This window comes from Streptomyces sp. XY431 (assembly GCF_001279805.1).
In the GTDB taxonomy this organism is placed as follows: domain Bacteria; phylum Actinomycetota; class Actinomycetes; order Streptomycetales; family Streptomycetaceae; genus Kitasatospora; species Kitasatospora purpeofusca.
This window is the reverse complement of the sequence record NZ_LGDO01000517.1, coordinates 12,361-35,173: the sequence shown is the minus strand read 5'-3', so window position 1 is coordinate 35,173 and position 22,813 is coordinate 12,361. Positions and strand designations below refer to the sequence as shown.

The 22,813-nt window shown below is 71.6% G+C and carries 19 protein-coding genes; 7 read left to right on the top strand and 12 right to left on the bottom strand.

What is annotated here, in order from left to right; all coding sequences use genetic code 11:
* Positions 1-444: 444 nt before the first annotated feature.
* The 3 genes from ADK60_RS47330 to ADK60_RS38940 are packed head-to-tail and all read left to right on the top strand — an operon-like array spanning position 445 to position 2,739.
* Positions 445-1,284: a hypothetical protein gene (locus ADK60_RS47330; RefSeq protein ID WP_053651632.1), complete on the top strand. Its 840-nt coding sequence runs from the start codon at positions 445-447 to the stop codon at positions 1,282-1,284.
* Complete coding sequence (locus ADK60_RS47325) at positions 1,281-2,042, top strand: DUF4166 domain-containing protein (protein WP_353612707.1); 762 nt, start codon at positions 1,281-1,283, stop codon at positions 2,040-2,042. Before ADK60_RS47330 ends, ADK60_RS47325 begins: the two co-directional genes overlap by 4 nt.
* Before the next feature lie 52 nt (positions 2,043-2,094).
* Positions 2,095-2,739 (top strand): TetR/AcrR family transcriptional regulator, encoded by a 645-nt coding sequence (locus ADK60_RS38940; RefSeq protein WP_045941299.1) that lies wholly within the window; start codon positions 2,095-2,097, stop codon positions 2,737-2,739.
* A gap of 111 nt (positions 2,740-2,850) precedes the next feature.
* Here ADK60_RS38940 and ADK60_RS38935 read toward each other — a convergent pair whose 3' ends face one another.
* The 9 genes from ADK60_RS38935 to ADK60_RS38895 all read right to left on the bottom strand — a co-directional run bounded on the left by ADK60_RS38935 (position 2,851) and on the right by ADK60_RS38895 (position 13,332).
* Complete coding sequence (locus ADK60_RS38935; RefSeq protein ID WP_045941298.1) at positions 2,851-4,374, bottom strand: CoA-acylating methylmalonate-semialdehyde dehydrogenase; 1,524 nt, start codon at positions 4,372-4,374, stop codon at positions 2,851-2,853.
* 172 nt (positions 4,375-4,546) lie between these two features.
* A complete protein-coding gene (locus tag ADK60_RS38930; RefSeq protein ID WP_053651630.1) occupies positions 4,547-5,383 on the bottom strand; it encodes a hypothetical protein in 837 nt (278 codons plus the stop codon).
* A gap of 93 nt (positions 5,384-5,476) precedes the next feature.
* Positions 5,477-5,908, bottom strand: a complete 432-nt coding sequence (locus ADK60_RS38925; protein WP_045941296.1) for a hypothetical protein — start codon at positions 5,906-5,908, stop codon at positions 5,477-5,479.
* Positions 5,909-6,112: 204 nt separating this feature from the next.
* Positions 6,113-7,507, bottom strand: coding sequence for an NAD(P)/FAD-dependent oxidoreductase (locus ADK60_RS38920; protein ID WP_053651628.1), 1,395 nt, complete (start codon positions 7,505-7,507; stop codon positions 6,113-6,115).
* An 81-nt stretch (positions 7,508-7,588) separates the two neighbouring features.
* Complete coding sequence (locus ADK60_RS38915; RefSeq protein WP_045941294.1) at positions 7,589-8,392, bottom strand: ABC transporter permease; 804 nt, start codon at positions 8,390-8,392, stop codon at positions 7,589-7,591.
* Complete coding sequence (locus ADK60_RS38910) at positions 8,392-9,333, bottom strand: ABC transporter permease (protein ID WP_053651626.1); 942 nt, start codon at positions 9,331-9,333, stop codon at positions 8,392-8,394. The genes ADK60_RS38915 and ADK60_RS38910 overlap by 1 nt, the downstream gene beginning before the upstream one ends.
* The gene (locus tag ADK60_RS38905; RefSeq protein ID WP_045941292.1) at positions 9,330-10,472 is read right to left on the bottom strand and encodes an ABC transporter ATP-binding protein; all 1,143 of its coding nucleotides are present in this window, start codon (positions 10,470-10,472) and stop codon (positions 9,330-9,332) included. Before ADK60_RS38905 ends, ADK60_RS38910 begins: the two co-directional genes overlap by 4 nt.
* Positions 10,473-10,510: 38 nt before the next feature.
* Positions 10,511-11,767, bottom strand: a complete 1,257-nt coding sequence (locus ADK60_RS38900; RefSeq protein ID WP_053651624.1) for a polyamine ABC transporter substrate-binding protein — start codon at positions 11,765-11,767, stop codon at positions 10,511-10,513.
* 53 nt (positions 11,768-11,820) lie between these two features.
* Complete coding sequence (locus ADK60_RS38895; protein ID WP_053651635.1) at positions 11,821-13,332, bottom strand: gamma-aminobutyraldehyde dehydrogenase; 1,512 nt, start codon at positions 13,330-13,332, stop codon at positions 11,821-11,823.
* Positions 13,333-13,659: 327 nt separating this feature from the next.
* Between ADK60_RS38895 and ADK60_RS38890 the strand changes: the two genes are divergently transcribed.
* On the top strand, positions 13,660-15,309 hold the full coding sequence (locus ADK60_RS38890) for a PucR family transcriptional regulator (protein ID WP_043468744.1): 1,650 nt from the start codon (positions 13,660-13,662) through the stop codon (positions 15,307-15,309).
* A gap of 70 nt (positions 15,310-15,379) precedes the next feature.
* Here the strand turns inward: ADK60_RS38890 and ADK60_RS38885 are convergent, their stop codons facing one another.
* The 3 genes from ADK60_RS38885 to ADK60_RS38875 all read right to left on the bottom strand — a co-directional run bounded on the left by ADK60_RS38885 (position 15,380) and on the right by ADK60_RS38875 (position 19,671).
* Positions 15,380-16,597, bottom strand: coding sequence for a polyamine ABC transporter substrate-binding protein (locus ADK60_RS38885; protein ID WP_053651622.1), 1,218 nt, complete (start codon positions 16,595-16,597; stop codon positions 15,380-15,382).
* 68 nt (positions 16,598-16,665) lie between these two features.
* Positions 16,666-18,024: an aspartate aminotransferase family protein gene (locus tag ADK60_RS38880; RefSeq protein ID WP_053651620.1), complete on the bottom strand. Its 1,359-nt coding sequence runs from the start codon at positions 18,022-18,024 to the stop codon at positions 16,666-16,668.
* 171 nt (positions 18,025-18,195) lie between these two features.
* Complete coding sequence (locus ADK60_RS38875; protein ID WP_053651618.1) at positions 18,196-19,671, bottom strand: gamma-aminobutyraldehyde dehydrogenase; 1,476 nt, start codon at positions 19,669-19,671, stop codon at positions 18,196-18,198.
* Between the two features lie 270 nt (positions 19,672-19,941).
* Between ADK60_RS38875 and ADK60_RS38870 the strand changes: the two genes are divergently transcribed.
* The 3 genes from ADK60_RS38870 to ADK60_RS38860 all read left to right on the top strand — a co-directional run bounded on the left by ADK60_RS38870 (position 19,942) and on the right by ADK60_RS38860 (position 22,806).
* Entirely contained in the window at positions 19,942-20,415 is a 474-nt protein-coding gene (locus tag ADK60_RS38870; RefSeq protein WP_030396761.1) for an Lrp/AsnC family transcriptional regulator, read from the top strand.
* Complete coding sequence (locus ADK60_RS38865) at positions 20,412-21,806, top strand: aspartate aminotransferase family protein (RefSeq protein WP_030396760.1); 1,395 nt, start codon at positions 20,412-20,414, stop codon at positions 21,804-21,806. Before ADK60_RS38870 ends, ADK60_RS38865 begins: the two co-directional genes overlap by 4 nt.
* 244 nt (positions 21,807-22,050) lie before the next feature.
* Positions 22,051-22,806: an ABC transporter ATP-binding protein gene (locus ADK60_RS38860; RefSeq protein WP_045941286.1), complete on the top strand. Its 756-nt coding sequence runs from the start codon at positions 22,051-22,053 to the stop codon at positions 22,804-22,806.
* Positions 22,807-22,813 lie beyond the last annotated feature (7 nt).

Below are 22,813 nucleotides of genomic sequence, written 5' to 3'. Positions count from 1 at the left end.
TTCATCCAACTCGCTGGTGTCTTCTGCGGCTTGACGCCCCGTCCGACGTTTCAAACTCTAGCCGATCCCCGCTCCGAAAAGCGAATCCGGCCGCAATCCTTGAAAACAGGCACACCGAATAGACCCTGAGCCGGAACGTATCGAAAGAAATAACGACACGCCTCGGCCCGAAATGGGAAGAGGTGGTGTTCAGAGGATTGGCCGCCCCGGGACCGTCCGCGCCGATGCGTGTCCGGTGCTCCCTGCCGAGCGACCAGTGAACACTACGCCCGTCTGCCGGGCAATGCAAACGGCCCGTCGCCGCTACCGCCCTCCCCACCCTGCCGATCATCGTCGTCAGGGCCTGCTGTCGCCCACATTCTTGAGCAATCGCTCAAAACTCTGCCATCATGGCGGCCATCGGAAGTTGAGCACTCGCTCAAACTCTCGCTCAGGGGGACACCCATGCCTGCTACCAGGCGGTCGGCCGGGCGGCCGATCTACGTCGAGGCGCGGATCAGTGCGCCGATGGATCTGGTCTGGAACCTCACCCAGACACCGCACGAGCACCAACGCTGGGACGCGCGCTTCACCCGGATCCGGTACGCAGCTGCTGCGCCGGAGCACAGCACCGAGACGGGACCTCCTCCCGTGGTGCGGTTTCGCTACCTGCTCGGGTGGCCGGGCGGACCCGCGCTCAGGGGTACGGGGGTGACCACCGCCGAACGGCAGCGGTCCGACGGGTCGCGCACCAGCGCACTGCGGTTCCGCTCCGACAACGCGTTCTCACCGCTTCAGGAGGGCGCCGGCTACTGGCGCTACACGCCGGCCGATCCGCCGACGGGTGAGGGCGTCCTCTTCGTCACGGGCTACGACTACCGGAGCTGGCAGTGGCCCGGTGGTGCCCGGCTGGACCGCTGGTTCGTGCGGCCTTTCGTCGGATGGCTCACCGCCTGGTCGTTCGACCGGCTGCGGCTCTGGGCCGAACGCGGGATCACCCCGGAGCGCTCCCTCCTGCATGCCGCGGCCGAGAGCAGCGTGCGGCTCGGTGTTGTTCTGGCCGCCGCCTTCCTGGCGGCCGGTCGGACCGGGGTGGCCGCGGGGGTGCTCGTCGCCGGGGCAGCTCTCCTTCTCTGCGCGTCGGTCCCGCCCTCCTCCCTCACCCCGGCTGCCCGGCGCTGTGCCAGGCGGCCGAACACGAAGCGCCCCGGCAGGAACAACGCCAGCGAGAACAATCCCGCCGGAACCGCCCCGGGGCGCAGCGCGCGCCCGCCACGCCTGCTCACCACTCTGGAGAAGCCGTGACTCTCACCGAAGCACCCCGCACAGCCGCCCCCGTCCTCTCGGCAACAATCAGCCCCACCAACGGAGCGCCCCGCGCCGGACGGTCGATCTTCCGTGAGGCCCTGGGGACCGACTTCGACCGGCTGCACCCCGAGCTGCAACGGCGCTTCGGCTTCTCCTCCGAGGACGGCATCGCCTGCATCGGCACCGGCCGGATGGAGCGCGTCAGGCAGGGGGCCCGGTGGCTCACCCCGTTCCTCCGGCTCGGGAGCCGTCAGAACATCCTCTTTCCTGAGCAGGGCCACGATGTGCCGTTCACCATCGCCAACTACGCCTACCGGGACGGCTTCGGTCGGGAGACGGTCACCTTCGTCCGGACGTTCCAGTTCACCCGGCCCCGCCGCTTCGACGCGACGATGGTGGCCGCTCCGCAGCAGCCGGGGACGGTCGTCGACTTTCTGGGGACGCACCAGCACCTCGCCGTCGACCTCCACCTGCGGGTCACCCCGCGCGGCGGGCTGGTGATCTCCTCCGGCGAGCAGCGGGTCACCGGCTTCCCCGGATCGCCGCGCTGGCCGGGGGCGCTGACCGGCCGGGCGGATCTGCACGAGTGGTTCGACGAGGACGCCGGTCGGTGCCGCATCCAGGTCCGGGTGACCAATCCGCTGGTGGGTCTGGTCATGGGCTACCAGGGGTGGTTCACCACGGAATATCCGCAGGTCGGCCCGGAGGGGATTCCGAAGCACGTCCGCCCGTTGCGGGAATCCGTCCGCACGTGAGCGTTCGGAACCGCCGCCCGGGTGTCGGGGCCGGGCCGCTACGCTGCCACGCATGAGCGACACACGCGAGCGGCTGATGGAGGCTGCCATCAGCGCGCTCAAGCGGCAGGGGATCTCGGGGGTCTCGGCCCGCACCATCGCCGGGGAGATCGGTGCCAATCAGGCGCTGGTGTTCTACCACTTCAAGACGGTGGAGGGGCTGCTCGCCGCAGCCGTGCTCCGCGAGACCGGGCTACGGCTGGACCGGTACCGGCCGGCCCTCGATGCGGCGGACTCACTGCGCGAACTGCTGAGCCTGGGGCAACGCCTGCACCAGGAGGAACGGGCCGCGGGGAACGTCGCGCTGCTCGGGCAGTTCCTGGCCGGATCGACGGGCCAGCCCCGGCTCGCGGAGGCGACGGCCGCCGCGCTGCAGTTGTGGACGGACGAGCTCCAGCGGGTGCTGGAGCGGCTGTACACGGGGCACCCGCTCGGCGAGTTCCTCGATCTGCCGGGTCTGGCACGAGCGGTGGCCGCGGCCTTCGTCGGACTGGAGCTGTACGACGGGGTGGACCCGCAGGGTGCGGCCGGGGCGTTCGCGGCGCTGGACCGGCTGGGCGCTCTGGTCGAGGTGGTGGACGGGCTCGGCCCGGTGGTGTCGCGGGCGGTCCGGGCCAAGGTGCGCCGCGAGGTCGGCCGGGGCGGCGCGTCCGAGTAGCCAGCACGACAGCACGGACGCCGAACGGCCGGACCCCGGGGAGAGGGGTCCGGCCGTTCGGCGTTCCGATCCGTTCGACACTCCGGCCGTTCGGCGGTCCGCGCGGGGCGGTCAGCTGTTGGTCGGGAAGCCCAGGTTGATGCCGCCGTGCGAGGGGTCCAGCCAGCGCTGGGTGACCGCCTTGCCGCGGGTGAAGAACTGGACGCCGTCCTGGCCGTAGGCGTGGGCGTCGCCGAACAGCGAGGCCTTCCAGCCTCCGAAGGAGTAGTAGGCGACCGGAACCGGGATCGGCACGTTGATGCCGACCATGCCGACCTCGACCTCGTACTGGAAGCGCCGGGCCGCGCCGCCGTCGTTGGTGAAGATGGCGGTGCCGTTGCCGTACGGGTTCGCGTTGATGAGGGCCAGGCCCTCCTCGTAGGAGTCGACGCGCACGACCGACAGGACCGGGCCGAAGATCTCGTCGTTGTAGACGGACATGCCGGGCTTGACGTGGTCGAACAGGGTGGGGCCGAGCCAGAAGCCGTCCGCGGTAGGCGAGCCGTTGCGGTCCTCGGCGGTGATCTCGTGCTTGCGGCCGTCCACGGCCAGCTCGGCGCCGTCGGCGAGGCCGGACTCCACGTAGGAGGTGACCTTGTCCCGGTGCTGGCCGGTGACCAGCGGGCCCATCTCGGACTCGCCGTTGCAGCCGGGGCCGACGGTGAGGGTGGCGATCCGCTGCTTGATCTTCTCGACCAGCTCGTCGCCGATCGGGTCGACCGCGACCAGGACGGAGACCGCCATGCAGCGCTCGCCGGCCGCGCCGAAGCCGGCGTTGACGGCGGCGTCGGCGCTCAGGTCGAGGTCGGCGTCCGGCAGGACCAGCATGTGGTTCTTGGCGCCGCCGAGGGCCTGGACGCGCTTGCCGTAGCGGGTACCGGTCTCGTAGACGTAGCGGGCGATCGGGGTGGAGCCCACGAAGCTGACCGACTTGATGTCGGGGTGCTCCAGCAGCCGGTCCACCGCGACCTTGTCACCGTGCACGACGTTGAAGACGCCGTCCGGCAGACCGGCTTCCTTCCACAGCTCGGCCAGGAAGTTGGCGGCGGACGGGTCCTTCTCGGACGGCTTGAGCACCACGGTGTTGCCGGCCGCGACGGCGATCGGGAAGAACCACATCGGCACCATGGCCGGGAAGTTGAACGGCGAGATGATCGCGACCGGGCCGAGCGGCTGGCGGATCGAGTAGACATCGATGCCGGTGGAGGCCTGCTCGGTGAAGCCGCCCTTGAGCAGCTGCGGAATGCCACAGGCGTACTCGACGACCTCGAGGCCGCGGGCGATCTCGCCGAGCGCGTCCGAGTGCACCTTGCCGTGCTCGGCGACGATGATCGACGCCAGCTCGTCCTTGCGGGCGTTGAGCAGCTCGCGGAAGGCGAAGAGCACCGTGGTGCGCTTGGCGATCGAGGCGGTGCGCCACTCGGTGAAGGCCGAGGCGGCGGCGGCCACCGCCTGGTCGACGTCCGCGACGTCCGCGAAGTCGACGTGGCCCGTGACCTGGCCGGTGGCCGGGTCGAAGATGTCACCGCGACGGGGCGCGGCACCGGCGGTGGCGACCGGGCGGCCGCCGATCCAGTGGGTGATGTGCTTGCTCAAGGTCCGTCTGCCTCCGAAGTCCGGGCGGCCTTGCGCCACCGGTCCCTTGTGTGACGCCGCCCGCACGGGACGGGGGCGGCGAGGTCACGGGGCTACCGCGCTCACTCGTCCAGTCTGCTGGGGAGTCGTGGCGGCCTCAACGAACAGGCTGACGGGGATTGAGGATTCAGCCTTACAGGTCGTACTGCCGAGCCGCTCCGAGTGCCTCGTCCACCGTGTCCACCAGGTCCTCCCGGGCCTCCACGTCCTCCAGGTACGGGTCGTGCAGGCCGTCCGCGGCCTCCCGGGTCTCCAGCAGGTCCAGCCTGAGGTCCTGGGCCCAGGCCAGCGCCCACCGCTTCAGCGCGTCGACCTCCCTGCCGGGCAGGCCGCGGGCCCGGAACCGCCCGTCGGCGGCCTCGGCCAGGGTCTCCAGCCGGTCGGCGAGCGCGGTGGGCTGGAACTCGGCGTCCAGCCCGGTGGCCAGCGCGAGCAGTTCGCCCTCCCGGTAGCAGGCGGTGAGCGCGTGGACGTCGATCAGGTCCCGGGGCAGGGCCCGGTCGACGAGCAGCGCGGTGGTGAGGGCGGCGGCGTCCTCCAGCGCGACCGTGCCCACCACGAGCGGGGTACCGGGCGCGCCGTCGGGGTCGGGGCCGCCGAGGCCGAGGAGGACCGGACGGTGGCCCAGCGGTTCTTTGCGCAGTTCGACGGTGTGCGCCCGCCCGCCCAGGGTGAGCCGGACCGAGAGCTGTTCCAGCCGGGGCGTGCCGGGACGCTCCGCGACCACGCCGCCCACCGTCCGGTAGGCCTGCGCCAGCTCCGCGGCGACCCGGGGCAGGTCGGCGGCCCCGGTGGCCACCAGGGTGATCCCGTCCTGGTCGCAGGCCGGGACGCCGTGCGCGCGCAGGGCGTGCCCACCCGCGAGGGCGAGGCCGTACCGCTCGCGCACGGGCCGGGCCAGGTCGAGGAGGCGCAGCTGGGCCGGGCCCGGGTGGAGGGCGGGGTCGACGGCGTCCGGGGCTGTGGTCACCCCTCCAGTCTGGCGCGCCGCCCCCTCCGGCGCGCCCGGCCGGGAGGAGAGCGGGCCGGCCGGGAGGACGGCAGGGCGGCCGGGCCGCTCCGGTCACCAGTCGCCGAGCCCGGCCGCCGCCTCGTGCAGGGCGAGTTCCAGGAGCACGGGGTCGTTGAGCCGTCCGGACCCGTCGGGTGGGACGAGCCAGCGCACGCCCCGGCCCCGCCGCTCGGGGTGGGGGACGACGATCCAGGTGCCCTCCCCGGCGCAGCGCACACCGGTGCCGATCCAGCGGGCGGCGGTGCCGACGGGCACCAGGAAGCCGATGTGCTCCTCGCCGAAGTCGGCCAGGACCGGTCCGCAGGAGCCGGTGCCGAGGAGTTCGACGACCGGGCGGCCGAGCCGGCCGGGCACCGAGAGGACGTCCCAGTGCCGACCGGCCGGGAGCAGGACCAGGCCGAGGCCGGAGCGTTCCCACTGGGCCCGGAAGGCCTGCGGGTCCGGTGCGGCCTGGGCCAGCCAGTCGAGTGCCGTGGTCTCCATGTGCTGTCCCCGCTCTGCGCGTCGGTGTGTGCGATGGCGCGGCGGGGCATGCGGAGACCCGCCGTCACCATCGAGAGGCGAACGGCGGGTCTCTCTTACACGGGTCCGGTACTCGGGTCCGGTTCACGAGACCAGTGCACAAGTCCGGTACTCGGGTCCGGCCCGGATCCGCCCGGATCCGCCCGGGTCCTTCCCACGCCTCGGTCAGCTGTCGAAGCCGAGCCCCAGCTTGTCGAGGGTGCGCAGCCACAGGTTGCGCTCCCCGCCGGTGCGGTCGGCGCGCTCCAGCGAGCGGGTGGTGATCCCGATGCCGGCCCAGCGGACGGGCTCGGGCGGGAAGGGCAGCGGCTTGCGCCGGACCATCTCCAGTTCGGTGCGCTCGGTGCGCTCGCCCGAGAGCAGGTCGAGCATGACCTCGGCGCCGAACCGGGTGGCGCCGACGCCGAGGCCGGTGTAGCCGGCGGCGTAGGCGACCCGGCCCCGGTAGGCGGTGTCGAAGAACGCGGAGAACCTGCTGCAGGTGTCGATCGCCCCGCCCCACGCGTTGGTGAAGCGGACGCCCTCCAGCTGCGGGAAACAGGTGAAGAAGTTCCGGGCCAGGGTGCGGAAGGTCTCCGGCCGCTGGTCGTACTCGTGCCGGACGTGCCCGCCGAAGTGGTAGACGGCGTCGTACCCGCCCCAGAGGATCCGGTTGTCCGCGGAGAGCCGGAAGTAGTGGAACTTGTTGGCGCTGTCGCTGAGGCCCTGGCGGCCCTTCCAGCCGATCGCGGCCAGCTGCTCGTCGCTGAGCGGCTCGGTCATCAGCGCGTAGTCGTACACCGGGACGATGAACGGACGGACGCGCTTGACCAGGGAGGGGAAGGCATTGGTGCCGAGCGCGACCTTGCCGGCGAAGATCCGGCCGTAGGGGGTGCGGACGGCCATGCCGGCGCCGTGCTCGCGCAGGGCTTCGGCCGGGGTGTGCTCGAAGATCCGCACGCCCAGGCCGAGGCAGGCCTGCTTGAGGCCCCAGGCCAGCTTGGCGGGGTGGACCATGGCCACGCCCTCCTTGTCCCAGATCCCGCCGAGGAAGGTCGGCGAGTCGACCTGGGCGCGCAGCTCGTCACGGTCGAGCACGGTGACGTCGAGGCCGTACTGGGCGACGGCCTCGGCGACCTCGTGGAGTTCGTCGAGCTGGTGCGGCTGGGTGGCGATGTCGATCTCGCCGGTGCGCTCCCACTCGGCGTCGATGCCGTAGCGGGTGAGGGTGGCCTCGATGCCGTCGAGGTTGTCGGCGCCGAGGCGCTCCAGCCGGCCGAGCTCGGCGGGCCAGCGCTGCAGGCCGTTGCCGAAGCCGTGGGTCAGGCTGGCCGCGCAGAATCCGCCGTTGCGCCCGGACGCGGCCCAGCCCACTTCCTGGCCCTCGACCAGGACGACGTCCAGGGAGGGGTCGCGCTCCTTGGCGACGAGGGCGGTCCAGAGGCCGGAGTAGCCGCCGCCGACGACCAGGAGGTCGCAGTGGGCGTCGCCGACCAGAGCGGGCTGCGCCGTCGGCCGACCCGGGTCCTCGAGCCAGAAGGGGGTGGGCCTGGCGTCACTGAGCGCGCGGGCGGAGTCCATGCATTATCAGCCACTTTCTGCACATTGATGGTGATGATCGGCCGCCTTCCCGACGGTACGCCGGGAAGGCGGCCGGGGCGGTCAGGCGGTGGCCTTCCGGCGGTTCCCGAGCCACTGTCCACCCACGGTGAGCCCGACGGCGGCGATGAACATCGCGGTGCCGATGACGTTCACCTGGACCGGGATGCCGCGCTGCGAGGCGCCCCAGACGAACATCGGGAAGGTGACCGTGGTCGGGCCCGAGTTGAACTGGGTGATGATGAAGTCGTCGAAGGAGAGCGCGAAGCTGAGCAGCGCGCCGGCCGCGATGCCGGGGGCGGCGAGGGGCAGGGTGACCCGCAGGAAGGTCTGGACCGGGGTGGCGTAGAGGTCCTGGGCGGCCTGTTCGAGCCTCGGGTCCATGCTCATCACGCGCGCCTTGACCGCCGTCACCACGAAGCTCAGGCAGAACATGATGTGCGCGATGAGGATGGTGGTGAAGCCGAACGGGATGCGCATGTTGAGGAAGAGCGTGCCGAGCGAGGCGGCCATGACCACCTCGGGCATGGCCATCGGCAGGAAGATCATCGCGGTGGTGGCGGAGCGGCCGCGGAAGCGGTAGCGGGCCAGCGCGAAGGCGACCATGGTGCCCAGGACGGTGGCGCCGACGGTGGCGAGCACCGCGACCTGGAGGCTCAGCGAGAGCGACTGGCACATGTCGGCGACGCCGCAGGGGTCGGTCCAGGCGTCGGTGGAGAACTCGTTCCACTCGTAGTTGAACTTGCCGACCGGCTTGTTGAACGAGAAGGCGAGGACCACCAGGTTGGGCAGCACCAGGTAGGCGAGGGCCAGCAGGCCCGCCAGCACCACCAGGTGTGCGCGGATCCATCCGAAGAATCGGGACATCAGACCAGTTCCTCCGTCCCGGCCTTGCGCATGTAGACCGTCACCATGCCCAGGATCAGGGCCATCAGGATGAAGCTGAGCGCGGCGGCCGTGGGGTAGTCGAGCACGTTCAGGAACTGCTTCTGGATGCCGTTGCCGACCATCTGCTCGCTCGGCGAACCCAGCAGCTGGGCGTTGATGTAGTCGCCGGAGGCCGGGATGAAGGTGAGCAGGGTGCCCGCGACCACACCGGGGAGCGAGATCGGGAAAGTGACCTTGCGGAAGGTGGTGAACGGGCGGGCGTAGAGGTCCCCGGCGGCCTCGTGCAGGCGCGGGTCGATCCGTTCCAGCGAGGTGTACAGCGGCAGGATCATGAACGGCAGGAAGTTGTAGGTGAGGCCGCAGACCACGGCGAGCGGGGTGGCCAGCACGCGGTCGCCGGAGGTGAGGCCGATCGCGCTGGTGACGTCCAGGACATGCAGGGTGTTGAGCACGCCGACCACCGGGCCGCCGTCCGAGAGGATGGTCTTCCAGGCCAGCGTGCGGATCAGGAAGCTGGTGAAGAACGGCGCGATGACCAGGATCAGCAGCACGCTGCGCCAGCGCTTGCTCGCCTTGAAGGCGATCGTGTAGGCGAGCGGGTAGCCGATGGCGAGGCAGAGCAGGGTGGCGGTGGCGGCGTAGCCGAACGAGCGGACGAAGTGCCACTTGTACTCGACCAGGGCATCCCAGTACGTGGCGAGGTGCCAGGTGACGCGGAAGCCGTCCTCCAGCGAGCCGGTCTGCAGCGAGGTGGAGCCCTGGTAGAGCATCGGCACCGCGAAGAAGACGACCAGCCAGGCGACGCCGGGCAGCAGCAGCCAGTACGGGGTGAGCCGGCGCTTCGCCTTCGGGGCCGGCGCCGGGGCGCCGCCGTCGGGGGGTACGGCCTGCGGCGGCGCCGCCGGGGTGAGGGTGGTCATGCCGCCGCCTCCCCGGTGCCCGCGTCGATCGCCTGCGCGGCGTCGAGGGCGAAGGAGTGCGCCGGGTTCCAGTGCAGGACGACCGGGGCGCCGGGGACGACCCGGGCGTCGCGCTCCATGTTCTGCTCGAAGACGGTGACCTCCTGGCCGCCGTCGGTGCGCACCAGGTACTGGGTGGAGACGCCGATGAAGCTGGAGTCGACGACGGTGCCGGCCAGCCGGTTGCGGCCCTCGGCGACCTCGGCGGAGCCGTGCTCGATGGTGATCTTCTCCGGGCGGACGCCGAGGTGGACCCGCTTGGCCTCGGTGGCGCAGCGGGCCCGGGGCACGGTGAGCCGGGCGCCGGCGGCGGTGAGCAGCAGGTCCTCGCCGGCGCCGCCGGTGACATCGGCGGGCAGCAGGTTGGACTGGCCGAGGAAGTTGGCCACGAAGGTGGTGGCGGGGTTCTCGTAGAGCTCGGCGGGCGCGCCGAGCTGCTCGACCCGGCCGCCGTTCATCACCGCGATGGTGTCGGCCATGGTCATGGCCTCCTCCTGGTCGTGGGTGACGTGCACGAAGGTGATGCCGACCTCGGTCTGGATCCGCTTGAGCTCCAGCTGCATCTGGCGGCGGAGCTTGAGGTCGAGGGCGCCGAGCGGCTCGTCGAGGAGCAGCACCTGCGGGTGGTTGATCAGCGCGCGGGCGACGGCGACGCGCTGCTGCTGGCCGCCGGAGAGCTGGTGCGGCTTGCGCCGGGCGTACTGGCCGAGCTCGACGAGTTCGAGCATGTCCTCGACCTGCTTCTTGACGTCCTTGCGGCCGCGCCGGCGCAGGCCGAAGGCGACGTTCTCGAATATGTCGAGGTGCGGGAAGAGCGCGTAGCTCTGGAAGACGGTGTTCACCGGCCGCTTGTAGGGGGGCAGGCGGGTGACGTCCTGGCCGCCGATCAGGACGGTGCCGCTGGTGGGCTCCTCCAGGCCGGCGATCATCCGCAGGGTGGTGGTCTTGCCGCAGCCGGAGGCGCCGAGCAGGGCGAAGAAGGAGCCCTGGGGGACGGTCAGGTCCAGCGGGTGGACGGCGGTGAAGGAGCCGTAGGTCTTGCCGATGCCGGTGAGCCGGACGTCGCCGCCGACGGCCGCGGGGCTCTGCTGCTCTGTCATGGATGGTGTCTCTCTGGGTTCGCTGCCGTCAGTGGGGGTCAGGCGCCGATGAGCTTGGAGAACTTCTCCTCGAAGTCGCTCTCCTCGGTCTCGGTGAGGGTCCGGAAGACGTGCGCCTTGGCCGCCATCTCGGGGGTGGGGACGACCAGCGGGTTGGCCGCGCTCTCCGGGGCGATGGCGGCCAGTTCCTCCTTCACCCCGGTGACGGCGGAGACGAAGCCGATGCCTGCGGTCAGCTGCGCCGCGATCTTCGGCTGATAGTAGAAGTCGATCAACTTCTCGGCGTTCGTCTTGTGCTGGGCCCTGGCCGGGACCAGCAGGTTGTCGGTGCTGGTCACGAAGCCCTTCTCGGGGATGACGAACTCGATGTCCGGGTTGTCCGCCTGCAGCTGGATCAGGTCGCCGCCCCAGGCGACGCAGGCGGCGATGTCCCCGGAGGACAGCTCCTGGCCGTAGTCGTTGCCGGTGAAGCGGCGGATCTGCTTGTTGTCGACCGCCTTCTGCAGCCGGGCGACCGCGGCGGCGTAGTCGTCGGCGGTGAACTTCGCCGGGTCCTTGCCCATGTCCAGCAGGGTGATGCCGATGCTGTCGCGCATCTCGGAGAGGAAGGTCACCCGGCCCTTGAGGTCGGGGTCCTCCAGCAGCTGGGCGATACTGGTGACCTCCTTCCCCTTGGTGGCCCTGCGGTTGTAGGCGATGACCACCTGGATGCCGGCCCACGGGTAGCTGTACAGCCGGCCCGGGTCCCAGTCGGGGGCCCGGAAGCGGGACTCGACGGTGGTGATGGCGGTGGTGACGTTGGCCGGGTTGAGCTTCTGCGCCCAGCCGAGGCGGATCAGCCGGGCGGCCATCCAGTCGGTGAGCACCATCAGGTCGCGGCCGGTGTCCTGGCCGGCGGCGAGCTGCGGCTTGACCTTGCCGAAGAACTCGACGTTGTCGTTGACGTCCTCGGTGTACTTGACCTTGATGCCGGTGGCGGCGGTGAAGGCCTCCAGGGTGCCGTGCTTCTCCTTGTCGTTCTCGTCGGCGTCGACGTAGAGCGGCCAGTTGGAGAAGTTCACCTCCTTCTCGCTGTCCGAGAGGTCCTTGGCGGCGTTCGCGGTGGAGTCTCCCGTCCCGCCGGTGTTCCCGGCGGGCGGGATACCGCAGGCGGCGAGGCCGGCCGCGCCGGCGGTGAGGGCGGCGGCGCGCAGCACGGCGCGCCGGCCGAGAGCGGCCCGGCCACTGGTCAGACTGCGTTCCCAGGCCTTGCGGACCGGTTCCGACAGTCCTTCGGTGAGCTCGTTGAACGCCATGGGACGGGCCTCCTGGGGGGCGAAGGGGGGTGTGGGGGGCACCCCGGTCCGGGTTATCTGTCTCCGAAGACGGTGCGGTGCCAGTCCTTGCGGGCGACCGCGGTGGTGTCGAACATGACGTGCTTGACCTGGGTGTACTCGTCCAGCGAGTACTGCGACATGTCCTTGCCGTAGCCGGAGGACTTGTAGCCGCCGTGCGGCATCTCGCTGATGATCGGGATGTGGTCGTTGACCCAGACGCAGCCGGCCGCCAGCTCGCGGGTGGCCCGCAGCGAGCGGTGGACGTTGCCGGTCCAGGCGGAGGCGGCCAGGCCGTAGGGGGTGTCGTTGGCCAGCCGCAGGCCCTCGTCGTCGCTGTCGAAGGGCAGGACCACCAGCACCGGACCGAAGATCTCGCCCTGGACGACCTCGCTGTCCTGGGCGGCGCCGGTGATCAGGGTGGGGCGGTAGTAGGCGCCGCGGGTGAGGTCGGTGCCGTCGTGGCCCTTCGCGGGGGCGGCGCCGCCGGTGACCACGGTCGCGTAGCCGCGGGCGCGGTCGACGAAGCCGGCCACCCGGTCGCGGTGGGTGAAGGAGACCAGCGGGCCGAGGTCGGTGCGCGGGTCCAGCGGGTCGCCCAGCCGGATCCCCTCGTACAGCTCGGCCACCCCGGCCACGAAGGCGTCGTAGAGCGGGCGCTGGACGTAGGCGCGGGTGGCGGCCGTGCAGTCCTGGCCGCTGTTGATCAGGGAGGCGGCGACGGCGCCGTGCACCGCGGCGCCGAGGTCGGCGTCGTCGAAGACCACGAACGGGGCCTTGCCGCCGAGCTCCAGGTGGGTGCGCTTGACGGTCGCGGTGGCGAGTTCGGCGACCCGCTTGCCGACCGGGGTGGAGCCGGTGAAGGAGACCATCGCGACGTCCGGGTGCGACACCAGGTGCTCGCCCGCGACCCGGCCCGCGCCGGTGACGACGTTGACCACACCGTCCGGGATGCCGGCCAGGGTGCAGGCCCGGGCGAACATCAGCGAGGTCAGCGGGGTCAGCTCGGCCGGCTTGAGGACGATGGTGTTGCCGGCCGCGATCGCCGGGAGGACCTTCCAGGCGGCCATCTGGAGCGGGTAGTTCCAGGGCGAGATCGAACCGACCACGCCGATCGCCTCGCGCCGCACGTACGAGGTGTGGTCGCCGGAGTACTCGCCGGCCGCCTTGCCCTCCAGGTTGCGGGCGGCCCCGGCGAAGAAGGACGTGTTGTCGATGGTGCCGGGGACGTCGAACTCGGTGGAGAGCTTGATCGGCTTGCCGGTCTGCGCGGTCTCCACCCGGGCGAGGTCGGCGGCCGCGTCGGTGAGGACGGCGGCGAGCCGGGTGAGCGCCTCGGAGCGGGCACCGGGGGTGGCACCGGCCCACTCCGGCAGCGCGGCCCGGGCGGCGGCCACGGCCTCGTCGACCTGTCCGGTGGAGGCCAGGGAGAACTCCTCGACGACGCTGCCGTCGGCCGGGTTGACGACCTGGAAGGCGTCACCGCTCCCCCGGCTCTGCCGGCCCGCGATGTACTGCGCGCCCGCGCCGAAGTCGGTCAGGTCCATCTGGTTCCTCCAGGTTCCGGTGGTGCGACCGTCCGGACGACGGTCCCCGGCCGTCCCGCCGGCGCCGCCGTGGGGGGCGGGCGAGGGGGCGGACAGGGCGTGGCCGGCAGGCCGGTCGTCGCGCTCGTGGCGCCGGGTTCCGGCCACAGGGCCGGATCCGTCACGGTCGACCCGCTGACCATGCCTGCTGGCGCCGGGGCGTGACAAGGACCACTGCGACAACCTCGACGGAAAGCGCCTTACAAGGTGCAAGGCTTCGGGCAGGGCAACAGGTCGTCGCCGCGATGGATGATTTCCCTGACACTCTGAACCCTGGAGGCCCCCGCGATGCTCCCCACCGTCGCCCGTGTGCTCGACCTGGAGGTGATGCGCCGCGGCCTCCCGCAGGTGGTGGCCGGAGCCGACCACCTGGAACGCCCGGTCCGCTGGGTCCACGTCAGCGAGCTGCCCGACGTCGCCGGCATGCTGCAGGGCGGCGAGCTGGTGCTGAGCACCGGCATCGCCCTGCCCGAGGACCGCGAGGGCCTGGCGAGGTACGTGCGCGAGCTCGCCGACATCGGCGTGGCCGGACTGGTCATCGAGTACGGCCGGCGCTACTTCGACAGCCTGCCGCGCGCCCTGGTGCACGCCGCCGAGCAGCGCGGACTGCCGCTGATCGCGCTCCGCCGCGAACTGCGCTTCGTCTCCGTCACCGAAGCCGTGCACGCCCTGGTGGTCAACGCCCAGCTGGAGCAGCTGCGCACCTCCGAGGCGATCCACCAGGTGTTCAACGAGCTGGTCGTGGAGGGCGCCGAACCGGCCGAGGTGGTCCGCCAGGTGTCCCGGATAGCGGGAGCCCCGGTCGTCCTGGAGAACCTCGCCCACCAGGTGCTCACCCACGAGTCCGCCGGCCGGCCCGAGGCCGAGCTGCTGGAGGACTGGGAGCGCCGCTCGCGCGGGGTCCGCCCGCCCGGGCGCACCGGGTACGACCCGCGCAGCGGCTGGCTGGTCACCGCGGTGGGCGCCCGCGGCCAGGACTGGGGGCGGCTGGTGCTGATGCAGGAGCCCGGTCCGCAGCCGGAGGGCGGCCCGCACCCGTTCACCATGCTGCTGGAGCGCGGCGCCTCCGCCCTGGCCCTCAACCGGCTGGTGGTCCGCGACCGGGAGAGCCTGGAGCGGCAGACCCACCGCACGCTGCTCTCCGGGATCCTCACCCATGCGCTGACCGTCTCCGAGGTGGCCCTGCGCGCCCAGGCGCTCGGTGTCCCGCTGGAGGGCCGGCGGCTGGTCGGCGCGGTGCTGCGGCAGCGGCGCGGCCCGATCCCGGCCGCGCTGGAGGCGCAGGCCCGGCTGCGCGACTTCACCGAACTCGCGGCCAGCGCCGTCCGCGCCTGCCGGCTGTCCGCCCTGGTCGGAGCCCTGGACGACGAGGGCGTCGGCGTGCTGATCACGCTCGGCCCGCAGCAGGACGAGCACGCCGCGCTGGACGCCTTCGCCGCGGCGCTGCGCCGGCTGGCCGCCGAGGCGGCCCGGGACGCCGCCGCGCCGGAACCGGTGGTCGCGGTCGGCTCCTCGGTCGGCTCGGTCCGCGACGCCCGGCGCACCCTGCTGGAGGCCACCCAGGTCGCCGACGCGGCGCTGCACGACGCGCCCGGCGGCCGGGCCGCGTCCTACTACCGGCTGCCCGACGTGCGGCTTCGCGGACTGCTGCACCTGCTGCGGGACGACGCCCGGCTGCAGACCTACGTGGAACGGGAGCTGGGGCCGCTGCTCGCCTTCGACGCCGAGCACAACGGCCAGCTGGTGCAGATGCTGCGGATCTACCTGGAACAGGGGCGGAACAAGTCCGCGGCGGCGGACGCCGCGCACCTGTCCCGGCCGTCCTTCTACGACCGGCTGCACAAGGTCGAGCGGATCCTCGGGGTCGACCTCGACCAGGTCGAGTCCTGCCTCTCGCTGCACGTCGCCCTGCTCGCGCTGGACGCCGTCCGCCGCTGACCCCGGCCTCCGCCCCGACGCCCCGACGCCCCGACGCGGGGGCGGGGGCGGAGACCCCGGGGGGAGAGCCCTAGACGCCGGTGATCCGGGTCCAGACCTTGTGCAGCCCGGGCCGCTCGGCGGAGCCGACGTCGCGCATGGTGTGCAGCCGGGCCCGCATCTCCTCGGTCGGGAAGAGCAGCGGGTGCTCCGCCAGCTCCGCCTTCTCCCGGTCCCCGCTGGCCGCCAGCACCTCGCGGGCGGCCGGAACGGGGCAGATGTACTGCACCGCAGCCGCCAGCTCGGCGGCCACCTCGGGCTGGTAGTAGTGGTCGATCAGCAGCTCGGCGTTGCGCTTGTGCCCGGCCCGGTTGGGGATCAGCAGGCTCTCCGCCCACAGCTCGCCGCCCTCCTCGGGCACCACGAACGCGATGTCCGGGTTCTCGGCGGTGAGCTGCACGGCGTCGCCGGAGTACGCCTGGCAGGCCAGCGCCGCGCCGGAGGCCAGGTCGCTGGTGTAGTCGTTGCCGGTGAACCGGCGCACGTGCCGACTGTCGACCATCCGCTGCACCAGGTCCATCGCCTGCCGGGCCTGGTCCTCGGTGAAGGCCGAGATGTCGGCGCCCTGGGCGAGCATCAGCAGACCGAGCGCCTCGTCCAGCCCGGCGAACAGGGTGACCCGGCCCTTCAGGTCGGGCGCCCAGAGGTCGGCGACGGACTTGATCTCCCGGCCGAGCTCCTTGCGGTTGTACGCGATGCCGGTGATTCCGGACTGCCAGGGCACGCTGCGCCGGCGCCCGGGGTCGAAGGCCGGGTCGGCGAGCTGCGGGTCCAGCTGCGCCGTGACATTGGGCAGGTTGGCCCGGTCCATGGCCTGCACCCAGCCGAGCGAGACGTACCGGCCGGCCATCCAGTCGCTGACCACCATCAGGTCGCGGCCCGGGTCGGTGCCCTGGGTGAGCACCGGGCCCATCTTGCCGAAGAACTCGTCGTTGTCGTTGATGTCCTCGGTGTAGGTGACCTTGATGCCGGTCCGCTCGGTGAAGGCGTCCAGGGTCGGGCGCCCGCCGTCGTCGTCGACGTCGATGTACTGGGTCCAGTTGGAGAAGCCCAGCCGCTGCTCGCTCTCCGAGCGGTCGGGGGCGGAGCGGCGGTCCTCGTCCACGTAGGCGGACGGGATGCCGCAGCCGGTCAGGGCGGCGGCCCCGAACAGTCCGGCACCGGCGCCGAGCACCCGGCGGCGGCTCGGACGGCGACGGGTCGGACTGTGGAGGCCGGTCGGGCGGCGGGCCGGGGTGGTGCTGGGCATGGTGGAGCCTCCGGAGCGGGAGACGGCCCCGGACGCGCGGGCGCCCGGGGCCGTCCTGTCGGTGAGAGTCAGACGGTGTGCGCGTCGGCCAGCGACAGCACCTCGTCGAGGACGGCGAGACCGGCCTTCGCCTCCTCCTCCGTCACCGTGCACGGCGGAACGACGTGGAAGCGGTTCATGTTGACGAACGGCCAGAGCCCGCGCTGCTTGCACGCGGCGGCCAGCTCGGCGATCGGCGCGTTGGCGGCGCCGGCCGCGTTGTACGGCACCAGCGGCTCGCGGGTGGCGCGGTCCTTCACCAGGTCGAGCGCCCAGAAGACGCCGAGCCCGCGCACCTCGCCGATGGACGGGTGGCGCTCCGCCAGCTCGCGCAGGCCGGGGCCGAGCACGGTCTCGCCGATGTGCTTGGCGTTCTCGACGATGCCCTCCTCCGCCATGGTGTTGATGGTGGCGACGGCCGAGGCGCAGGCCAGCGGGTGGCCGGAGTAGGTGAGCCCGCCGGGGAACGGCCGCTCCGCGAAGGTGGCGGCGATCTCCGCACTGATCGCCACGCCGCCGAGCGGGACGTAGCCCGAGTTGACGCCCTTGGCGAAGGTCAGCAGGTCCGGGGTGACGCCCCAGTGGTCGGCGGCGAACCACTCGCCGGTGCGGCCGAAGCCGGCCATCACCTCGTCGAGGATGAAGACGATGCCGTAGCGGTCGCAGATCTCCCGGACGCCGGCCAGGTAGCCGGGCGGCGGGATCAGGATGCCGGCGGTGCCGACCACGGTCTCCAGGATGACGGCCGCGACGGTGCCGGGACCCTCGAAGGCGATGACCTGCTCCAGGTGGGCCAGCGCGCGCTCGCACTCCTGCGCCTCGTTCTCGGCGTGGAAGTTGGTGCGGTAGGCGTACGGGCCCCAGAAGTGCACGATGCCGGAGACACCGGTCTCGCTGGCCCAGCGACGCGGGTCGCCGGTGAGGGCGATCGCGTTGGCGGTGGCGCCGTGGTACGAGCGGTAGGTGGAGAGCACCTTCTGCCGGCCGGTGTGCAGCCGGGCCATCCGGATGGCGTTCTCGTTGGCCTCGGCGCCGCCGTTGGTGAAGAAGATCTTGTCCAGGTCGCCGGGGGTGCGCTCGGCGATCAGCCGGGCGGCCTCGCTGCGCGCCTCCACCGCGAAGCCGGGGGCGATGGTGCAGAGCTTCGCCGCCTGCTCCTGGATGGCCGCGACCACCTTCGGGTGCTGGTGCCCGATGTTGGTGTTGACCAGCTGGGAGGAGAAGTCCAGGTAGCGGTTGCCGTCGTAGTCCCAGAAGTACGAGCCCTCGGCGCCGGCCACCGCGAGGGGGTCGATCAGCGCCTGGGCGGACCACGAGTGGAAGACGTGCGCGCGGTCGGCGGTCTTGACGGCCTGGCCGGCGGCCGAGTCGGCGGTGGGGATGCTCATGCGGCAAGGCTAGGGACTCGCCGTACCGAAGTGGAGAGCCATCCTGTCAGCCGGTCGCCGCAACGGCCGACAGGGTGCAAAGGCACAGGGCCCGGGTCGCGGGGACCCGGGCCCATGGTCGGATCACACGATCGTCGTCCGGTCGGACCGTGTTCCGGTGGCGGTGCTCGCTCAGATGGCGGTCATCACGTGCTTGACGCGGGTGTAGTCCTCGAAGCCGTAGGAGGAGAGGTCCTTGCCGTAGCCGGACTTCTTGAAGCCACCGTGCGGCATCTCGGCGACCAGCGGGATGTGGGTGTTGATCCAGACGCAGCCGAAGTCCAGGCGGCGGGACATCCGCATGGCGCGGGCGTGGTCCTTGGTCCACACCGAGGAGGCCAGCGCGAACTCGACGCCGTTGGCGTAGTCGACGGCCTGCTCCTCGTCGGAGAACCTCTGCACGGTGATGACCGGGCCGAAGACCTCGTTCTGGATGATCTCGTCGTCCTGCTTCAGGCCGGAGACGACGGTCGGGGCGTAGAAGTAGCCCTTGTCGCCGACCCGGTGGCCGCCAGCCTCGACCTTGGCGTGCGCCGGCAGGCGCTCGATGAAGCCGGAGACCTGCTTCAGCTGGTTGGCGTTGTTCAGCGGGCCGTAGAGCACGTCCTCGTCGTCCACGCCGCCGGTCTTGGTCTCGGCCGCGGCCTTGGCCAGCGCCTCGACGAAGGCGTCGTGGATCGACTCGTGCACCAGCACGCGGGTGGCGGCGGTACAGTCCTGGCCGGCGTTGAAGAATCCCGCCACCGAGATGCCCTCGACGGCCTCGGCGATGTCGGCGTCCTCGAAGACCACGACCGGGGCCTTGCCGCCCAGCTCCAGGTGGACGCGCTTGACGTCCTTGGAGGCCGACTCGGCGACCTGGATGCCGGCGCGCACCGAGCCGGTGATGGAGGCCATCGCCGGGGTCCGGTGCTCGACCATCAGACGGCCGGTCTCACGGTCGCCGCAGATCACGTTGAAGACGCCGGCCGGGAGCTCCAGGTCCTTGAGGATGCCGCCGATGATCTCGGCCAGCAGCACGGTGGAGGCCGGGGTGGTGTCGGAGGGCTTCAGCACCACGGTGTTGCCGGCGGCGATGGCCGGGGCGAACTTCCAGACGGCCATCATCATCGGGTAGTTCCACGGCGCCACCTGGGCGCAGACGCCGACCGGCTCGCGGCGGACGATCGAGGTCATGCCGTCCATGTACTCACCGGCGGACTTGCCCTCCAGCAGGCGGGCGGCGCCGGCGAAGAAGCGGATCTGGTCCACCATCGGACCGATCTCCTCGGAGAGGGTCAGCCCGCGCGGCTTGCCGGTGTTGCGGACCTCGGCGTCGACGATCTCGTCGGCACGGGCCTCGACCGCGTCCGCGATCTTCAGCAGCAGCTTCTGCCGGGTGCTCGGGGTCGAGTCCCGCCAGGCCGGGAACGCGGCCGCCGCGGCGTCCATGGCGGCGTCGACGTCGGAGGCACCGGACAGCGGGGACGTCGCGTAGGCCTCGCCGGTCGTGGGGTCGACGATGTCGAGCGTGCGGCCGTCGGCCGCATCGACGAACTCACCGTTGATGTAGTTGCGCAGCGTGCGAAGGTCGCTCACGGATGTCTCCTCGGTCTCGGCCTGCGGCATTGCAGAATCCGGCGCCATGGTACGTCGGCCGCCGGGGCCGGCGGGGGGCGCCGAGTGGCCGCGCCGGTCGCGCCGCGGTCCACTGGTTGGCGGAATGCGCGCGGCACAGCGGAGCCGCGCGCGTACCGTAGCCAGGGTAGCCGCACGACTGCCGTTATCGACAGGCCGACCGCGCATCAACGATGAAATCCGTATGCGTTTTCCAAGATCTCGACGAAATCAGCAGCTGCCGCGCTTGCGAACACGAGGCCGATCGGGCACAGTGGCGGCGTGGCCAACCGCGACCGGAACGCCAGCGTTCCCCTCGACGCCGCCTCCAAGGCGATCATCGAGCAGCTCCAGGAGGACGGGCGCCGCCCGTACGCCGCCATCGGCAAGGCCGTCGGCCTGTCCGAGGCGGCTGTGCGACAGCGCGTCCAGAAGCTGCTCGACCAGGGCGTGATGCAGATCGTCGCCGTCACGGACCCGCTCACCGTCGGCTTCACCCGCCAGGCGATGGTCGGAATCCGGGTCGAAGGAGACATCGATCCCGTCGCCGACGCGCTGGCCGCCCTCGACGAGGTCGACTACGTCGTCTGCACCGCCGGCTCGTTCGACCTCCTGGCCGAACTGGTCTGCGAGGACGACGAGCACCTGCTCGAAATGATCAACAAGCGCATCCGCGCGCTTCCCGGCGTGCGGAGCACCGAGAGCTTCGTTTACCTGAAGCTCCGGAAACAGACCTACACCTGGGGCACCCGATGACAGCCGACCCGGCGCAGAAGGACCTTTCCAAGACCGCCTACGACCACCTGTGGATGCACTTCACCCGCATGTCGTCGTACGAGAACTCCCCCGTGCCGACGATCGTCAAGGGCGAGGGCACCTACGTCTGGGACGACAAGGGACGCAAGTACCTCGACGGCCTCGCCGGCCTGTTCGTCGTCCAGGCCGGCCACGGCCGTGAGGAGCTCGCCGAGGCCGCTGCCAAGCAGGCCAAGGAGCTCGCCTTCTTCCCGGTGTGGAGCTACGCCCACCCGAAGGCCGTCGAGCTGGCCGAGCGCCTGGCCAACTACGCCCCGGGCGACCTGAACAAGGTCTTCTTCTCCACCGGTGGCGGCGAGGCCGTCGAGACCGCCTGGAAGCTTGCCAAGCAGTACTTCAAGCTGACCGGCAAGCCGACCAAGTACAAGGTCATCTCGCGGGCCGTCGCCTACCACGGCACCCCGCAGGGCGCCCTGTCGATCACCGGCCTGCCGGGCCTGAAGGCCCCGTTCGAGCCGCTGGTGCCGGGCACCCACAAGGCCCCGAACACCAACATCTACCGCGCCCCGGCCTTCCTGGCCGGCCCCGACGGCACGGTCGACCCCGAGGCGTACGGCCGCTGGTGCGCCGACGAGATCGAGGTCGCGATCCTCAACGAGGGCGCCGACACCGTCGCGGCCGTCTTCGTCGAGCCGGTGCAGAACGCCGGCGGCTGCTTCCCGCCGCCGCCCGGGTACTTCCAGCGCCTGCGCGAGATCTGCGACCGCCACGACGTGCTGCTGGTCTCGGACGAGGTCATCTGCGCCTTCGGCCGCCTCGGCACCATGTTCGGCGCCGACAAGTTCGGCTACCAGCCCGACATGATCACCTGCGCCAAGGGCATGACCTCGGGCTACTCCCCGATCGGCGCCACGATCATCTCGGACCGCCTCGCCGAGCCGTTCTACAAGGGTGACAACACCTTCCTGCACGGCTACACCTTCGGCGGCCACCCGGTCTCCTCCGCGGTGGCGCTGGCCAACCTCGACATCTTCGAGCGCGAGGGCCTGAACCAGCACGTCCTCGACAACGAGTCGAAGTTCCTGGGCACCCTGGACAAGCTGCGCGACCTGCCGATCGTCGGCGACGTCCGCGGCAACGGGTACTTCTACGGCATCGAGCTCGTGAAGGACAAGGTCACCAAGGAGTCGTTCAACGACGACGAGGTCGAGCGCGTGCTCTACGGCTTCCTGTCGAAGGCGCTCTTCGAGAACGGCCTGTACTGCCGCGCCGACGACCGTGGCGACCCGGTCATCCAGCTGGCGCCGCCGCTGATCTCCGACCAGTCGACCTTCGACGAGATCGAGCAGATCCTGCGGACCAGCCTCACCGACGCGTGGGCGAAGATCTGACCCCTCGGACTTTCCTCCCCACCCTCCGCCGCAGGGCGGTCCCGCTTCGGCGGGGCCGCCCTGCGGCGTTCCCGGCACCGCCCCGACGGCGGTTCCCGGCCGTTCCGTCATCGGTCCGTCGATCAAACACGCCTGATTACGGATGATTTGCCCCGGATGGGCCAGTGTGCCGCAACCGCGCCCAGGCCCGATCGTTCTAATCTGACGACTGTCATATCCCTGCGGCCACCCAGGATGGAACCTCATGTCAGCGGCCCCTCCTGACAACGACGTGCTGTGGGCCCGGGGGATCGTCAAGTCCCATCAGGGCACCCCCGCGCTGCGCGGCGTCTCGCTCGGGATCCGGGAGGGCGAGGTCCTCGCCGTCACCGGCCCGCGCGGCTCCGGCAAGAGCACCCTGCTCGGCTGCCTCTCCGCCCTGCTCCCGGTGGACGAGGGCGAGGTCTGGTTCAACAGCTCCCCCGTGCACACCCTCGGCCGGGCCGGCCGCGAACGGCTGCGCCGCGACCGCTTCGGCTTCGTCGGCTCCGAGCCGCACCTGGTACCCGAACTGACCGCCCGGGAGAACGTCGCCCTGCCCCTGCTGCTGGCCGGCGCCGGCGGCAAGGCCGCCTACACGGCCGCGGACGAGTGGCTGGAGCGCCTGGACATCGGCGACCTCGCCAAGGTCCGGCCGGAACGGCTGGTCCAGGGCCAGCGCCAGCGGATCGCCGTCGCCCGGGCCCTCGCACCGCTCCCGCCGGTCGTCTTCGCCGACGACCCCACCGCCCCGCTGCACCGCGAGACCGCCGAGCAGGTCCTGCGGATACTGACCAGCGCGGCCCGCTCCCACCAGCTCACCCTCGTGCTGGCCACCCACGATCCCGAGCTCGTCCGGTACGCGGACCGCGCCGTCGCCCTCCTCGACGGCCGCCTGACCGGCCCCGCCACGCCCGTGCCGCGCGGCATCGCCGCCCCCGGCACGGCCGGGGCCACCGCCGTCCCGGCCGCCGGCCGCTGAAAGAGTC

Bases quoted from the DNA above. Each gene is read 5' to 3' on its own strand.
- ADK60_RS38865 (WP_030396760.1), top strand. From the start codon at position 20,412: ATGACAGCCGACCCGGCGCAGAAGGACCTTTCCAAGACCGCCTACGAC.
- ADK60_RS38860 (WP_045941286.1), top strand. From the start codon at position 22,051: ATGTCAGCGGCCCCTCCTGACAACGACGTGCTGTGGGCCCGGGGGATC.
- ADK60_RS38920 (WP_053651628.1), bottom strand. From the start codon at position 7,507: ATGGACTCCGCCCGCGCGCTCAGTGACGCCAGGCCCACCCCCTTCTGG.
- ADK60_RS38895 (WP_053651635.1), bottom strand. From the start codon at position 13,332: ATGGACCTGACCGACTTCGGCGCGGGCGCGCAGTACATCGCGGGCCGG.
- ADK60_RS38940 (WP_045941299.1), top strand. From the start codon at position 2,095: ATGAGCGACACACGCGAGCGGCTGATGGAGGCTGCCATCAGCGCGCTC.
- ADK60_RS38925 (WP_045941296.1), bottom strand. From the start codon at position 5,908: ATGGAGACCACGGCACTCGACTGGCTGGCCCAGGCCGCACCGGACCCG.
- ADK60_RS38905 (WP_045941292.1), bottom strand. From the start codon at position 10,472: ATGACAGAGCAGCAGAGCCCCGCGGCCGTCGGCGGCGACGTCCGGCTC.
- ADK60_RS38910 (WP_053651626.1), bottom strand. From the start codon at position 9,333: ATGACCACCCTCACCCCGGCGGCGCCGCCGCAGGCCGTACCCCCCGAC.
- ADK60_RS47330 (WP_053651632.1), top strand. From the start codon at position 445: ATGCCTGCTACCAGGCGGTCGGCCGGGCGGCCGATCTACGTCGAGGCG.
- ADK60_RS38885 (WP_053651622.1), bottom strand. From the start codon at position 16,597: ATGCCCAGCACCACCCCGGCCCGCCGCCCGACCGGCCTCCACAGTCCG.
- ADK60_RS38875 (WP_053651618.1), bottom strand. From the start codon at position 19,671: ATGCCGCAGGCCGAGACCGAGGAGACATCCGTGAGCGACCTTCGCACG.
- ADK60_RS38915 (WP_045941294.1), bottom strand. From the start codon at position 8,392: ATGTCCCGATTCTTCGGATGGATCCGCGCACACCTGGTGGTGCTGGCG.
- ADK60_RS38900 (WP_053651624.1), bottom strand. From the start codon at position 11,767: ATGGCGTTCAACGAGCTCACCGAAGGACTGTCGGAACCGGTCCGCAAG.
- ADK60_RS38880 (WP_053651620.1), bottom strand. From the start codon at position 18,024: ATGAGCATCCCCACCGCCGACTCGGCCGCCGGCCAGGCCGTCAAGACC.
- ADK60_RS38890 (WP_043468744.1), top strand. From the start codon at position 13,660: ATGCTCCCCACCGTCGCCCGTGTGCTCGACCTGGAGGTGATGCGCCGC.